The 13,491-nt window shown below is 70.0% G+C and carries 14 protein-coding genes; 8 read left to right on the top strand and 6 right to left on the bottom strand.

The annotated features are described in order from the left end of the window. The first annotated feature begins 67 nt into the window (after nucleotides 1-67). Complete coding sequence (locus tag V6V89_RS00525) at nucleotides 68-844, top strand: IclR family transcriptional regulator (protein WP_334616827.1); 777 nt, start codon at nucleotides 68-70, stop codon at nucleotides 842-844. Here V6V89_RS00525 and V6V89_RS00530 read toward each other — a convergent pair. Next, nucleotides 816-2,015 (bottom strand): NAD(P)/FAD-dependent oxidoreductase, encoded by a 1,200-nt coding sequence (locus V6V89_RS00530; RefSeq protein ID WP_334616828.1) that lies wholly within the window; start codon nucleotides 2,013-2,015, stop codon nucleotides 816-818. The genes V6V89_RS00525 and V6V89_RS00530 overlap by 29 nt on opposite strands. A 40-nt stretch (nucleotides 2,016-2,055) precedes the next feature. Next, entirely contained in the window at nucleotides 2,056-2,556 is a 501-nt protein-coding gene (locus V6V89_RS00535) for a GNAT family N-acetyltransferase (protein WP_334616829.1), read from the bottom strand. Between the two features lie 76 nt (nucleotides 2,557-2,632). On the opposite strand from V6V89_RS00535, the gene V6V89_RS00540 reads away from it, so the two are divergent. Beyond that, the gene (locus V6V89_RS00540; RefSeq protein ID WP_442935049.1) at nucleotides 2,633-2,974 is read left to right on the top strand and encodes an AAA family ATPase; all 342 of its coding nucleotides are present in this window, start codon (nucleotides 2,633-2,635) and stop codon (nucleotides 2,972-2,974) included. Here V6V89_RS00540 and V6V89_RS00545 read toward each other — a convergent pair. From V6V89_RS00545 to V6V89_RS00555, 3 genes are all read right to left on the bottom strand, one after another. Further along, complete coding sequence (locus V6V89_RS00545) at nucleotides 2,971-3,429, bottom strand: LytR C-terminal domain-containing protein (RefSeq protein ID WP_334616830.1); 459 nt, start codon at nucleotides 3,427-3,429, stop codon at nucleotides 2,971-2,973. The genes V6V89_RS00540 and V6V89_RS00545 overlap by 4 nt on opposite strands. A gap of 310 nt (nucleotides 3,430-3,739) precedes the next feature. Beyond that, entirely contained in the window at nucleotides 3,740-3,967 is a 228-nt protein-coding gene (locus V6V89_RS00550) for a hypothetical protein (RefSeq protein ID WP_334616831.1), read from the bottom strand. 57 nt (nucleotides 3,968-4,024) lie between these two features. After that, entirely contained in the window at nucleotides 4,025-5,074 is a 1,050-nt protein-coding gene (locus V6V89_RS00555) for a LacI family DNA-binding transcriptional regulator (RefSeq protein WP_334616832.1), read from the bottom strand. A 176-nt stretch (nucleotides 5,075-5,250) separates the two neighbouring features. Here V6V89_RS00555 and V6V89_RS00560 point away from each other — a divergent pair, with 176 nt between their 5' ends. The 5 genes from V6V89_RS00560 (at nucleotide 5,251) to V6V89_RS00580 (ending at nucleotide 9,948) form a co-directional block, all read left to right on the top strand. Continuing rightward, the gene (locus tag V6V89_RS00560; protein ID WP_334616833.1) at nucleotides 5,251-6,321 is read left to right on the top strand and encodes a substrate-binding domain-containing protein; all 1,071 of its coding nucleotides are present in this window, start codon (nucleotides 5,251-5,253) and stop codon (nucleotides 6,319-6,321) included. A gap of 58 nt (nucleotides 6,322-6,379) precedes the next feature. Then, nucleotides 6,380-7,411 carry an ABC transporter permease gene (locus V6V89_RS00565; protein ID WP_334616834.1) on the top strand — a complete coding sequence of 344 codons (1,032 nt, stop codon included), beginning with the start codon at nucleotides 6,380-6,382 and terminating at the stop codon, nucleotides 7,409-7,411. Nucleotides 7,412-7,436: 25 nt separating this feature from the next. Continuing rightward, nucleotides 7,437-8,213 (top strand): ATP-binding cassette domain-containing protein, encoded by a 777-nt coding sequence (locus tag V6V89_RS00570; protein ID WP_334616835.1) that lies wholly within the window; start codon nucleotides 7,437-7,439, stop codon nucleotides 8,211-8,213. Nucleotides 8,214-8,231: 18 nt separating this feature from the next. Next, nucleotides 8,232-9,050, top strand: coding sequence for a DUF427 domain-containing protein (locus V6V89_RS00575; RefSeq protein ID WP_334616836.1), 819 nt, complete (start codon nucleotides 8,232-8,234; stop codon nucleotides 9,048-9,050). A 103-nt stretch (nucleotides 9,051-9,153) separates the two neighbouring features. Next, on the top strand, nucleotides 9,154-9,948 hold the full coding sequence (locus tag V6V89_RS00580; RefSeq protein WP_334616837.1) for a hypothetical protein: 795 nt from the start codon (nucleotides 9,154-9,156) through the stop codon (nucleotides 9,946-9,948). Between the two features lie 194 nt (nucleotides 9,949-10,142). Here V6V89_RS00580 and V6V89_RS00585 read toward each other — a convergent pair whose 3' ends face one another. Further along, nucleotides 10,143-11,588 (bottom strand): hypothetical protein, encoded by a 1,446-nt coding sequence (locus tag V6V89_RS00585; protein WP_334616838.1) that lies wholly within the window; start codon nucleotides 11,586-11,588, stop codon nucleotides 10,143-10,145. 689 nt (nucleotides 11,589-12,277) lie between these two features. On the opposite strand from V6V89_RS00585, the gene V6V89_RS00590 reads away from it, so the two are divergent. Continuing rightward, nucleotides 12,278-13,477, top strand: coding sequence for an RtcB family protein (locus V6V89_RS00590; RefSeq protein ID WP_334616839.1), 1,200 nt, complete (start codon nucleotides 12,278-12,280; stop codon nucleotides 13,475-13,477). Nucleotides 13,478-13,491 lie beyond the last annotated feature (14 nt).

The raw sequence follows: 13,491 nt of genomic DNA on the forward strand, positions 1-13,491 counted from the left end.
GGGTCTTGTCAAGGCGACGAACCTCTGTTCACATATACGAATTACAAGTGACCTTGGGGGTGGAGCTTTGGCACGCGGCGAGGCGGAGGCCGTCAAGTCGGCGCTGCGCGGGCTGGAGATCCTCGACCTGCTGACGCGGCGCGAGGCGCCGATGACCTTCACCGAGATCGCCGACGCGTTGGGCTATCCCCGGTCGAGCCTGCACAGCCTGCTGCGCACCCTGGTGCGATCAGGCTGGTCCGAGCTCAATCCCGAGACCCGCCGCTACACCCTGGGCATCCGCGCGTGGGAGGCCGGCAACGCGTACCTGCGCGCGGTCGACCTGGCCGACCGGGCCCGCTGGTACATGGAACGCGTCCGGGACGCGCTCGACGAGACCGTCCAGCTCGCCGTCCGGGATGGCCGGTACAACGTGTACGTGTCCAAGGTGGATGGCAGCCAGATGCTCGTGCTGGCGTCCGCGATCGGCCGCCGCCTGGAGGCCCACGCCACGGGGGTGGGCAAGGTGCTGCTCGCCGACCTGCCCGCGGCCGAACGCCGGTCGCTGCTCGGCGGGCAGCCGCTGGAGCGGTTCACCGACAGCACCATCACCGACCTCGACGCGCTGGAAGCCGAACTCGCTCTCATCGGCGAGCGTGGACACAGCGTGGACAACGAGGAGTACACCCGGGGCGTGCGGTGCGTCGCGGTGCCGGTGCGCGACCACACCGGGCGTGTCGTCGCCGGCATGAGCGTGTCGGTGCCGACGATCCGCTTCGATGCCGACCGTGCCGAGCAGGCCCGCTCACTGCTGGTGGCCGCCGCCGCCGAACTGTCTACGGCGCTGGGCTGGCGTTCGCCATGATTCTGCCAATGTTGTCGGGCGTGAGGTACTCCCCGATCGGCGTACTGCCCTGCAAGGCGCCGATGTACCGGGTGGACTCCGCCGGGTCGGCGGCGATCGCGGCCAGCAGCGCCGCCATCTCCGGCGGTGGCGGCTCCATCGCGGCAAGCTGAGTGGTCAGGTCGAGGTACGGCGTGAACCAGGCGTCGCGGCGGGCCACGTACTCCGCCAGCGCCTCGTCCATGCGGCGCTCGCCCGCCAGTCCACCGTGGATCGCCCCGGCGAGCGTCTCCGCGCACATGAACGCGTCCATGATGCCGGACGCCATGCACGGGTCCTTGTGGTAGCCGGCATCGCCGACGAGCGCCCACCCCGGGCCGTGCGAGGTGCGGAAGAAGTTGGGCAGGTCGGCCGTAGCCCGCATCCGCTCGACCCGGCCGCCGGCGCGGACCCGGGCGGCCAGTTCCGGCACCCGGTCGATCGCGGCCGTGTACTGACCCTCCACGTCCGTGCGGAACTCCGCGAAGTCTTTCGTCGGGCAGGACACGAACACGCACGCCAGGTCGTCGTTCGTTGGAAAGACCACGACCGCCCGGTCGCCACGGCTGTAGATTTCGCCGCCGCCGGCGGCCACTCCCCGGTAGTAGGCGTAGTAGGTCGCCGTCAGCGACGGCGTGGCGTGGTAGGGCACGGCACCGACCTCGCGCGCCACTGTCGACCGCAGGCCGTCGGCGCCCACCACGATCCGCGCCCGCTCGACGACCTGCGCACCCGACTGGTCCCGGCCGTGTATGCCGACCACGGTGCCGTCCTCGACGACCAGGCCATCCACAGTGAACCCCTCACGCACCTCCGCGCCCGCCTCGGCAGCCGCGTCGACGAGAACCTTGTCCAGCACGGTGCGGCGTACACAGTACGGGTGCCGGACACCGTCGACCGCCGGGGCCGGCGCGTTGATGGCGAAGTCGCCGAAATCCATCCGGAAGAACTCGTACGGCGGCGTGCCGGACGCGAGCACCCGGTGCAGCAGGCCCCACCCGCGCAGGATCGCGACCGCCGGCACGTGCAGCAGGTGCGTCGAAATCACGTCACTCGGAAACCGCGCCTTGTCTACCACAAGCACCCGGTGCCCCTGCCGGGCAAGCAGCATCGCGGTGGGCGAACCGGCGACCCGCGCTCCCACAACGATCACGTCGAACACCCATCCAGCTTGGTGTGCGACCGCGACCGCGTCAAACGAGCCGCTGCTCCAGGACCTGCCCCGGCCACTCGCCCACGGTGAAGGGCTCCGTCGCCGTGAACCCGGCCCGCTCGTAGTACCGGACCAGCGCCCGGTCGCCGCCCGCGTAGCAGTCGACCCGCAGGAGCCCGATCCCGCGCGCGACCGCCAGGTCCCGAGCGTGGCCGAGCAGCGTGGTGCCGACGCCGCGCCCGGCGAAGGACCGGCCGGTGACCAGCAGGTTGACGTACAGCTCAGGCTCGGTTGCGGGCGGGACGTACGCCGGGGCGGTGCCGACCGCCAGCGCACCAGCCGGAACGCCCTCCACACACGCGAGGTACAGGCTGCCGTCGTTGGCCCACCCAGTCACCGCGTCGATCCGCCGGGCCTGCGTCGACGCCAGTTCGGTGCCCCACTGCCCGACGCGCCCTCGCTCCACCAGCCACCGCACCGCATTGTCGAGCATCGCCAGCACAGCCGCGACATCCCCCGATGTCCCCGCCCTGACTTCCACGGGGTGGACGATACGCCCCCGGCTCGCGGGTGGCGTTAGACCCCGCAGCGGTGACGGGCCCGCGCGATCCTTGATCGTGGACAGTAGACTCCCCGCCCGTGTGCTGTCCATCGACGAGGCCTATTCACTGTCGCCTGAGGACGCTGGCCGCGACTTCGAGCGGGAGGCCATCGACACGCTGGTGAAGCTGATGGAGGACCACCGCGACGAGGTGGTCGTCATCGCCGCGGGTTACACCGGTGAGATGGTGCGGTTCACGGCCGCGAACCCGGGCCTGCGGTCGCGGTTCGGCCAGGTCATCGCGTTTCCGGATTACAGCCCGCCGGAGCTGGTGCGGATCACCGAGGCGCAGGCGGCCTCGCACGACTACACACGAGTGGACCGATCGTTAGGGCATGTCTCCAGGAGGCACGCCTAGGACGTGGGACGCTCGCAGGTGCCGGCCGGCGCCTCGGGCTGACCGATGTCGGCGAGGGCGATGTTCTTGTCCGTGAGGCGGGCGAGTTCCTGGAAGTCCTTGCCGACGACCAGGTCGACCACCGCGCCGCGCCGGTCCGGATCGTACTCGCGGGTCGCCTCGCCGAACAGGTACGCCCGGACGACCTGGGCGGAACCCACACCCTCGGGCCCGAACCGCACCATCCCAACACCGGACACGTCGTCGTGCTTCGGGTCATCCTTCTCGGCCTTGGCTTTGAAGCCGCGGTCGCGCAGGTCTGCCGCCACGGCCGCGGCCACTCCCGCGCGGTCGGTCCCATTGAACACGGCGATGGTGATCTTGTCTTCCTGCCGGATCTCCGTGTCGGCGTAGGGCTGGCCCGGCGCGCATCCGGCTGACGCACCGTCGGCCTGGTCGTCGGCGACGACGGTCACCAGCGCGACAATACCGCCAACAACGGCAAGGCACCCGAAAACGACTATCGCGCGGACGCGAGCAAAGGTCATACCTGTATGACGCTTGCGGGGACTACGCGGTTGCACAACGTCCTATGTAGACGGAGAAGGTGATTCCGGGCGCATTGATCGGTGTGCATGCCGCGCCGTAGTATCCAGATCAACTGGACGGCGCCGGGCACGCCGGCCACGATCCGGCCGGCGGCGCCGGTCTCGATCAGCAACGCACAGCAGGTCGCGCTGCGCGTCGTCCTCGGCAACACGGCGGGCGTCAGCTTCGTCGTCGCCATCACCGATACCGCCGGCCGGCGCGGCCATCGACGAGGGTCAGCGCGGCGTCGCAGGAGACGCGACCACGGCCTGGTTGCAGAGCGCCATGGCCCGGTGCGTGTCGATCCCGCTCGCGTACGGCGTCGGCGAGATCCTGGCCGGCAGGATGCCCGCCGATCTGCAGCGGGCCGCCGAGAACGCCGGCGGCGCGCGGCGCTGGCTGGAGTTCCTGCGCGAAGCGGGGCATCGACTGCCGCCCGGAGCCCCGCCCGTCCTGAGGCGCCGCGGGCGAGGCGGCGCGCCTTCAGGAAGCGGCGGCGTGCGGGCCCTGGATCTCGCCGGAGCCGCGTACCACCAGGCGGGTCTGTACATAGTGGGTGGTGGGCGGCCACGCCTCGCCGTCCAGGCGGCGGAAGATGAGCGACGCCGCCAGCCGCCCCATCGCCGACGGGTCCTGCGCGACCACCGTCACCGGCGGCTGCAGCAGGTCGGCGAGGGGGAAGTCGTCGAACCCGACCAGCGCCACCCGCTCGTGCAGCCGCAGCGACCGCAGGGCGCGCAGCACGCCGATCGTCACCAGGTTCTGCGCGGTGAACAGCGCGGTCGGCGCGTCCTCGCCGGCGAGGATGCGGCGCGCCGCCGCCTCCGCGTCCTCCTCGGTGTGCAGGTCGTGCGCGATGTGCTCGGGTGACGGCCGGATGCCGTGGTCGCTGAGCGCCTCCTTGTAGCCCTGGAAGCGCTGCCGCGCGGTCGCGATCGCCAGCAAGTCGCCCAGGTACGCGATGTCGCGGTGCCCGTGCGAGACCAGGTGGTGCACGGCCTGCGCCGCGCCGGCGTGGTTGTCGACCAGGACCGCGTCGACGTCGACGCCGACGGGTGGACGGTCCACGAACACGACCGGGGTGCCCGCGTTGACCTCGCCGGCGAGGTAGTGCTGGCTGTCACTGGCGGGCACGACCACGAGGGCGTCCGCCTGGCGGGTGGTGAACGCGTGGATGAGCGCCCGCTCGCGCGCCGGGTCCTCGTCGACGCTACCCGCGAAGATCATGACGTCGCGGTCGCGGGCGACGTCTTCGAGGGCCCGGTGCAGGGCGGACGAGAACGGGTTGGAGACGTCCTCCAGTACGGCCGCGATAGCCGCGGTGCGGCCGTTGGCGCGGCGCAGGCTGCTCGCGGTGAAGTTCGGCCGGTAGCCGAGCTTCGCGACCGCGTCCTGGACGGCGGCGACCTTCGCGGCCGTAACGCCGCCTTCGCCGGTGACCACCCGCGAGGCGGTCTTGGTGCTGACCCCGGCGAGCAACGCCACGTCGCGCAACGTGGGGCGCCCTCGGGGCGCCACCGGCTCTTCGGTCATCTCATCCCTCCGCGGGCAGTCTGCGTCCGCCAGGTAACGATGTCAACTCACTCGACAACGTTGTCAGATTGCTATTGACACATGGCGGAGCACAAGAGTTAACCTCCTCGACAACGTTGTCGAGTCGGTGACACGCCGGCCGCGACGGGACACCCCCCGAAGATGAAGGAGCGGACATGAGAGAGCGCACCCGCCGGGCCGCGCGTCTGTTCGCCGCCACAGCCGCCCTCAGCCTGTTCGCCGCCGCGTGTGGCGGCGGCGACGACGCGGGCGACGACAGCGTGGCGGTCTCACTGATCACCAAGAACTCGACAAACCCGTTCTTCGTCACCATGCAGGACGGCGCCAAGAAGGCCGCCAACGCCGACGGCGTCAAGCTGACCATCGCGGCCGGCAAGGAGGACGGCGACGAGGCCGGCCAGGTGCAGGCGATCGAAGACGCCATCGCCCGCGGCGACGACGGCATCCTCATCACCCCGAACGGGCCGGGCGTCAACCCGGCCATCAAGAAGGCGCGCGAGGCCGGGCTGTACGTCATCGCGCTGGACACCCCGCCGGATCCGGCCGACACCGTCGACATCACGTTCGCGACGGACAACTTCAAGGCCGGTGAGCTCATCGGCAAGTGGACAGCCGGGCAGCTGGCCGGAAAGCCGGCGACGATCGCGCTGCTCGACCTGTTCAACGACAAGATCGTGTCGGTGGACTACAACCGCGACCAGGGCTTCCTGACCGGCATGGGCATCGACACCGGCGACAGCAAGAAGAACGGTGACGAGGCGCCCACCGGCAGCTACTCCGGCGGCACGTACACGATCGTCTGCAACGAGCCGACCAACGGCGCCGAAGACGGCGGGCGCACCGCCATGGAGCGCTGCCTGGCCAAGAACCCGAACGTCAACGTCGTCTACACCATCAACGAGCCGGCCGCGGTCGGCGCGCAGAAGGCGATGCAGGCGGCGGGCACCAAGGACGTGCTCGTCGTGTCCGTCGACGGCGGCTGCAACGGCGTACAGCAGGTCAAGAACGGCGTCATCAACGCCACCTCGCAGCAGTACCCGATCAAGATGGCCGAGCTCGGCGTCCAGGCCATCAAGCAGATCGCGACCGGCGGCGCGAAGCCGGCCGTGACCAGCGGCCTCGACTTCTACGACACCGGCGTCGCACTGGTCACCGACAAGCCGACCACCGGCGTCGAGAGCATCGACAGCACCAAGGGCGCGACGCTCTGCTGGGGCACCGCCTGACGATCCTCACCCGGCCGCGGCGCAAGCGCGCCGCGGCCGGCCGTCCCGAAGGAGCGGCGTGTCCACCACACTCCAACCAGCCAGTACCGCCACCGAGCAGTTCGCGTTGCGCCGGCGCTCGCCCGTGCAGCGGGTGCAGCACCTGCTCCACTCATACCCCGCGATCAGCCCCTTCCTGGTGCTGGTCATCTCGTTCGTCGTCTTCTCCAGCATCAACCCGAGATTCGCCTCGGCGAACTCGCTGTCGCTCGTCGTGCAACAGGTGGCGGTGATCGGCGCGCTGGCCGTCGGCCAGACGCTCATCATCCTCACCGCCGGCATCGACCTGTCGGTCGGCGCGATCACGATCCTGTCCATGATGGTCGCCGCGAAGCTCGCCGAGGGTGCGGGCCTGCCGGGCGTGCTGGCCGTCGCGGTCGGCATCGGATTGGGTATCGCGGCCGGCCTGCTAAACGGCGCTCTGGTGACCCGGATCAAGCTGCCGCCGTTCATCGTCACCCTCGGCACGCTGAGCGTGTTCACCGCGATCGGCCTGCTGTACTCGCGCGGCCAGAGCGTCCAGGCATCGGATCTGCCGTCGCTGCTGAACTGGACGGGTGAGTCGTTCCGCATTGGACAGTTCCGGATCACCACCGGGGTGGTGCTGGTGGTTGCGCTCTACGTCGTGGTCGGGTTCGCCCTCGCCAACACCGCGTGGGGTCGGCACGTCTACGCCGTCGGCGACGACAAGGAAGCCGCTCGGCTGGCCGGCATCCGGGTCGACCGGGTGCTGCTCAGCGTCTACACGGTGGCCGGCGCCATCTACGGCCTCACCGCCTGGATCCTCATCGGACGCGCGGGCGCCGCCAGCCCCAACGCCATCACGGACGCCAACTTGGAGAGCATCACGGCGGTCGTGATTGGCGGCACCAGCCTCTTCGGCGGCCGGGGCGCGCTGCTCGGCACCCTGCTCGGCGCGCTCATCGTCGGGTTCTTCCGCAGCGGCCTGTCGCTGGCCGGCGTCGACGACCAGTACCGGGTGCTCGCCGTCGGCCTGCTGGTGATCATCGCCGTCGCCGTCGACCAGTGGATCAGGAAGGTACGCGCATGAGCGAGCGAATCAGGAGGCACCGCGCATGAACCCCGTGCTTTCCGCGCGTGGCATGGTGAAGACGTTCGGGCGGGTGGTAGGGCTCGACGGTGTCGACCTCGACCTGTACCCAGGCGAGGTGCTGGCCATCATCGGCGACAACGGCGCCGGCAAGTCCACGCTTATCAAGTGCCTGACCGGTGCGCTGGTGCCCGACACCGGGCAGATGTTCATCGACGGGCAGCCGGTGCACTTCAAGCGCCCGCAGGACGCGCTCGACGCCGGCATCGAGACCGTGTACCAGACCCTCGCGGTGGCGCCCGCGCTCGACATCGCCAGCAACCTGTACCTGGGACGGGAGCGGCGGCGCCCCGGCTTCCTCGGCAGCGTGCTGCGCATGATCGACAAGAAGGGTATGCGCCGCGACGCCGGCCAGGCCCTCGCCGACCTCGGCATCGGCACCCTGCAAAACATGGCCCAGCCGGTCGAGACCCTCTCCGGCGGGCAGCGCCAGGCGATCTCGGTGGCGCGCGCGGCCGCGTTCGGCAGCAAGATCATCGTACTGGACGAGCCGACGGCGGCGCTCGGCGTCAAGGAGTCCAACCAGGTGCTCAAGATGATCCAAGAGGTGCGCACGCGCGGCCTGCCGGTCATCCTGATCAGCCACAACATGCCGCACGTGTTCGAGGTGGCCGACCGCATCCACATCCAGCGCCTGGGCCGGTGCGCCGGCGTGGTGACCCCGAAGACGCACACGATGTCGGAAGCAGTCGCCATCATGACAGGCGCGACCACCCTCGCCGAGACCCCCGGGCGCGCCTAGCGAGTAACACTGGGACGCATGAGCACCCGCATGCGTGACGCGATGCTGAGCCGGTTGGCAGAGCTACGGTACGAGCCGACCGAGAAACGGGTACGGGCGGTGCTTGGCGACCAGACGGTGGTCGACACCACCCGGGCGGTACTGGTGTGGGAGCCGCGCCGGGTGGTGCCGTCGTACGCCGTTCCGGTCGACGAGGTGCGCGCCGAACTTGTGGAGTCCACATCGGATCGCCCCGACGACGGGCGACCCGTGCTGCACCCCGGCATCCCGTTCGCGGTCCATTCCACTCTGGGCGAGCCCTACGGCGTACGCCTAGACAAGCTGGACCGCGACGGGGCCGCCTTCCGGCCCGCGGACGCGGCCCTGGACGACCTGGTTGTGCTTGATTTCCAGGCGTTCGACGCCTGGTTCGAGGAGGACGAGCCGATCCACTCCCACCCGCGCGACCCCTACCACCGGGTGGACGTGCGGCCCAGCTCGCGGCACGTGCGCGTGGAGGTGGGCGGCGAGTTGCTCGCCGAGAGCACGCGACCGACCCTGGTCTTCGAGACCAGCCTGCCGACCCGCTTCTACCTGCCCCTCGAAGACGTCCGGGCCGAATTGCTGCCCAGCGACCGCGTCACCTACTGCCCCTACAAGGGCCGGGCGACGTACTGGTCGACGGCCGCGCGCCCGCACCTACTGTGGACCTACCGCGAGCCGCTGCCCGATGCCGCCCTGCTGGCCGGGCTGGTGGCGTTCTTCGACGAGCTGGTCGACGTCACCGTCGACGGGGTGCCTCGACCGCGACCCGACACCGACTTCGCAAAGGCCATTGTGGAGGAGTCCGGCATGTGAGCGTGGGCGGCGCCCTTCGCGAGGTCGCACGGTCAGGTCAGCGACATTCACCGCGGGCATGTCGCGAGGCTTGCCCTCCGTAGCCTCTGGGAGACTGTCCGCCATGAATCGGCGCCACGTCTGGGCACTGTCCGGCACCGCAGTCGTCCTCATCACCGCGATCGTCGCCGCCGCCAACCTGCGCGAGATCTACCTGTCACAGAAGGACTTCGTGATCGGTTCGCTGCTGTCGCTGGCGGGCTTCTGCTTCGGCAAGGCCGTCAACCGGACCGCCGAGGAGCGCGCCCAGTGGCTGCAGGAGAGCGGCGCCTCCGACGACCTGTCGAAGCTGGAGAGCAGCATCCATTCCACCACCGAGCGGCTGTCGGAGTTCTACTGGCGCCTGGACGACCGGCCGGACCTGCTGCGGGTGGCGGTCGACGACCTCAACAAGGCAACCGCCTACCTGTCCAGCCTGCGCCACGAGTTGGGCGCCACGGTCAACAGGCAGGAGTGGCAGATCCCCGCGACGGCCGAGGTGGCGCTCGACCGCATCCGCCGCGACCTGCACGAGGCGATCAACCGGTTGAACCGGACACGCGAACGCCTCGCACCGGCTCTCGCGGGCCCCGAGTACGAGAGGCTCTGGGATCTGTTCGACGTCCTGTCGACCGACCTGCTCAAGGCGAACCGGAACCTGGACGCCACCCGCGGCGCGCATTTGCCGTTCCCGCCACAACTCCAGGTCGAGAACGCCGCCAATTACCTGAACGCCGCCTCGGAACGCGCCGACGAGTTCACCGCGCTCCTGACCGCCCGCGGCGTGGAGATGCCCGAGACGTTCCGCATCATGTGCCGCGACCTGCGGGGTGCGATCGACGGCCTGGGCATCGTCGACCTTTCCGCCCTCACGCGCTGACGCCCCTGCCGCCGTCCCGTCCGAGGCGCGCCGCCGCGCCGCCGCCCCAGCGCCGCCGGGCCCTTGCGCCGCCGGGCCAATGCGCCGCCGATCAAGGGCAAATGCACGTGCTTTGATCTCCAATCCGCACGCATTTGCCCTTGATCAACGCAATCGCCCTTGATCGACGCACCGCGCTGGGCGCGGGAGCGCCGTCAGCGCGTGGGCAGCACGCGGGCGATGCGGATGGACGTGTTGCCGCTGCCGGCGGCCGGGTAGGCGACGCTGCCGTCCGGGTACGCCTTGAAGGCCTGGTAGTTGTGGTCCTTGACGTTGATGGTGAGCTTGCCGCCCACGGCCTTTCCGCTACCCGCGTCGTAGACCTGTGCGGCCATCGAGGAGCCCGACTGCCAAGCCAGCAGCATCCGGCCGGTGCCGTAGCTGACCAGGTGTGGATGGCTCGAACTGGCCGCTGTGGTGACGGTCTTGTCGGACGCGCCGGTGGTGAAGTGTTCGAGCCGCACCTTGCCGCCCTGGCTCCACGCGGTCCAGTAACCCTTGCTCTTGGCCAGCACGAGGTCACCGCCGAACAGGGTGCCATCGCACTTGCCGGCCGCGACGCTGCGGTACGGGTCGGGTTGAGCGATGCGGCACGCGTTGTCGGTGGCGCAGACCATCACGTAGTGCTTGGTGCGCGGATCCCAGACGATGCGCGAAGTCCAACTGTGACTGCAGCCCACTTCGAAACTGTCGCGGTGCCCGGAAGCCAGCGAGCCGTTGGCGTTGACGACCTGCATCCGGTCGCCCTCGTGGATGTCGACGCAGTTGCCGTTCTTGACGGTGATGGCGACGCCGAAGTAGGCCGCGTAGGTCTTGCCGTCGCTCGCGAGCCGCCCGTGATGCTGGTACCACCAGATGAACCGGGCGCCGTCGTCGTAACCCTGCCGGCTGCCGCTCAGGTTGGTGACCTGGCGCTCCCACACCTGCTTGCCCGAGTTGTCGAAGCGAATCATGTGCATGGTGTTGCACGGGCTGGACGAGCCGCCACACAACGGCCCGTCGCCGCAGGTGCCCCGCCGGGTGAGCAGCACGACGCCGCCGCTGGCATCGGCCTGTACGTCCTGCAGGTTGATCCCGGTGAAGCTGGTGGGCGTGCCGACGAGCTTGTCGTCGCAGTCGAGCTTGCCCAGGTACACTTTGCCGTTGGTGCCGAGCCACGCGAGCCAGGAGCCGCCGTCCGGCCTCGCCGCGATCGCCATGGGCAGCGGGTCGGTGTCGCCCTCCTGCCCGTAGCCGGTCACCCGCACTCCCACCTTCACCTCGGTGACCTTCGCGGCTGGGGCGGTCCCCGCCGGGCGGCCGCATTTGCCGACCGCCACCGCCGCTGTCGAGGTCGGGCTCGGTGTCGCGCTGGCCGCCGCCACGGGCGTGCCCGTCGGGGTCGCTCCCGGAATCGGCGCGCCACTACCGTCGGCACCGGAGGTCGCGCTCCTGCCGACCTGGCCGGCGGTGTCGCTCTTGGGAGCGGCCGCGGAGAGCGCGGCGGCGGTGCCCAGCGCCGTGGCGGCCGCGAGCCCGATGGCAACCGCGATGACGATGCGCCGCCGCATCGGCGTGCGGCCCGCGCCCTGCCCCGGCGCGGATTCCGGCGTTTCACTCATGCCTTTTGCCTCTTTATTAAATCCACGTTATGGAAAGCTTAGATTCATCACTGCGAATGCAAGCGCATTCCCGCCCGAGGACTTTACAGACTCCGCGTCGCAGGTCAACCCGGTGCCCACCGGTCAGGGCCCGCGAATGTTGAGGTTCTCGCCTGAGTCATCGGCCCGTTACCCGAGCGGCGATGCGCCGAGTACCGCGCGGCCGTAACCTGCGAGAATGGCGGGCCCTCGACGGTGGACCCTCGCCCTGGTCGTGCCCCTCCTCGCCAGCGGGTGCGGTCGCGACGTCCAGGAGCCAGAGCCATCCCCCACGCCCGGCCAAGCGGCGCGCGCCGACCTCGCGCTGACCCGGCGCCTCACGGGCCGACAAGCCCGGCTGCTCCGCGGCGGTCGGGGTGGACGGTCAGGTGGTGTGGACCGGCGCGCGCGGCGTCGCCGAAGTCCAAGGTTCAGGAAGCCGACGACGTGTACTACCGGTAGCAAACTCCGTTGCGCGCACGGTTTCGCTGCTGTCTACTGTGACCATGTCGCGACAAGCATCATCGAGAGCCTATACGGGCCGGTGGCGAGCGTAGCGCGTTCTCGACAGCGCGCTCACGCCGCCCACCCTGCTCGGGACGGGCGGCGTCTTTTCTTCTCCACAACACTTTCCACAGTGGAATCCTGCTGCGCCCTGGAGAGGCATAACCATGGGATACGAACTGCTCGCGGGCACCAAGGCACCCGTCCGGGTCTGGACCGACCCGTACGGCATCGAGCCTCAGGCGGCCCAGCAGCTGCGCAACATCGGCCAGTTGCCGTGGGTCGAAGGGGTCGCGGTCATGCCCGACGTCCACTTCGGAAAGGGCGCGACGGTTGGTTCGGTCATCGCCATGCGGCAGGCCGTCTCGCCCGCGGCCGTCGGGGTCGACATCGGCTGCGGCATGTCCGCGGTCCGCACCTCCCTGACCGCCGCCGACCTGCCGGACGACCTCGGCCCGCTGCGCACCGCGATCGAGGCGACCATCCCGGTCGGCTTCGCGCAGCGCGACCGCGAGGTCGACCCGCGCCGGGTGCGAGACCTCGACCAGAAGGGCTGGGACTGGTTCTGGCGGGGCTTCGGCACGCTGCACGACGGTGTGAACGGCCTGGAGAGCCGGGCACACAACCAGATGGGCACGCTCGGCGGCGGAAACCACTTCATCGAGGTGTGCGTCGAGCAGGGCGGTCCAGACGACGGGCAGGTGTGGTTGATGCTGCACTCCGGCTCGCGGAACATCGGCAAGGAACTCGCCGAGCGGCACATGGCTGTCGCCCGCAAGCTGCCGCACAACACCGGCCTGCCCGACCGCGACCTGGCCGTGTTCCTGGCCGGCACGCCGGAGATGGAGGCGTACCGCCGGGACCTGTGGTGGGCCCAGGAGTACGCGCGCCGCAACCGGGCGGTCATGATGGCGCTGCTGTGCGATGTCGTACGGCAGCACCTGCCGCACGTCGCGTACGGCGAGCCGATCTCCTGCCACCACAACTACGTCGCCGAGGAGACCTATGGTGGCGTGGAGGTGCTGGTGACCCGCAAGGGCGCGATCCGGGCGGGCAAGGGCGACCTCGGCATCATCCCGGGCTCGATGGGCACCGGCTCGTACATCGTGCGCGGCCGGGGCAACACCGAGGCGTACTGCTCGGCGTCGCACGGCGCGGGGCGGCGGATGTCGCGGGCGAAGGCGAAGCGCACGTTCACGGCCGACGACCTGGTGGCGCAGACCGCCGGCGTCGAGTGCCGCAAGGACGCTGGTGTGGTCGACGAGATCCCCGGCGCCTACAAGGACATCGGCGAGGTGATGAAGCAGCAGGAGGACCTGGTCGAGGTGGTCGCTCACCTCAAGCAGGTCGTCTGCGTGAAGGGATGACCAGCGACGAGGGC

This window comes from Micromonospora sp. CPCC 206061 (genome assembly GCF_036906915.1).
Lineage (GTDB): Bacteria > Actinomycetota > Actinomycetes > Mycobacteriales > Micromonosporaceae > Phytohabitans.

Bases quoted from the DNA above. Each gene is read 5' to 3' on its own strand.
- V6V89_RS00550 (WP_334616831.1), bottom strand. From the start codon at position 3,967: ATGCCCCGCTTCGCGCAGGAACTCCAGCCAGCGCCGCGCGCCGCCGGC.
- V6V89_RS00555 (WP_334616832.1), bottom strand. From the start codon at position 5,074: ATGACCGAAGAGCCGGTGGCGCCCCGAGGGCGCCCCACGTTGCGCGAC.
- V6V89_RS00560 (WP_334616833.1), top strand. From the start codon at position 5,251: ATGAGAGAGCGCACCCGCCGGGCCGCGCGTCTGTTCGCCGCCACAGCC.
- V6V89_RS00570 (WP_334616835.1), top strand. From the start codon at position 7,437: ATGAACCCCGTGCTTTCCGCGCGTGGCATGGTGAAGACGTTCGGGCGG.
- V6V89_RS00575 (WP_334616836.1), top strand. From the start codon at position 8,232: ATGAGCACCCGCATGCGTGACGCGATGCTGAGCCGGTTGGCAGAGCTA.
- V6V89_RS00580 (WP_334616837.1), top strand. From the start codon at position 9,154: ATGAATCGGCGCCACGTCTGGGCACTGTCCGGCACCGCAGTCGTCCTC.
- V6V89_RS00585 (WP_334616838.1), bottom strand. From the start codon at position 11,588: ATGAGTGAAACGCCGGAATCCGCGCCGGGGCAGGGCGCGGGCCGCACG.
- V6V89_RS00590 (WP_334616839.1), top strand. From the start codon at position 12,278: ATGGGATACGAACTGCTCGCGGGCACCAAGGCACCCGTCCGGGTCTGG.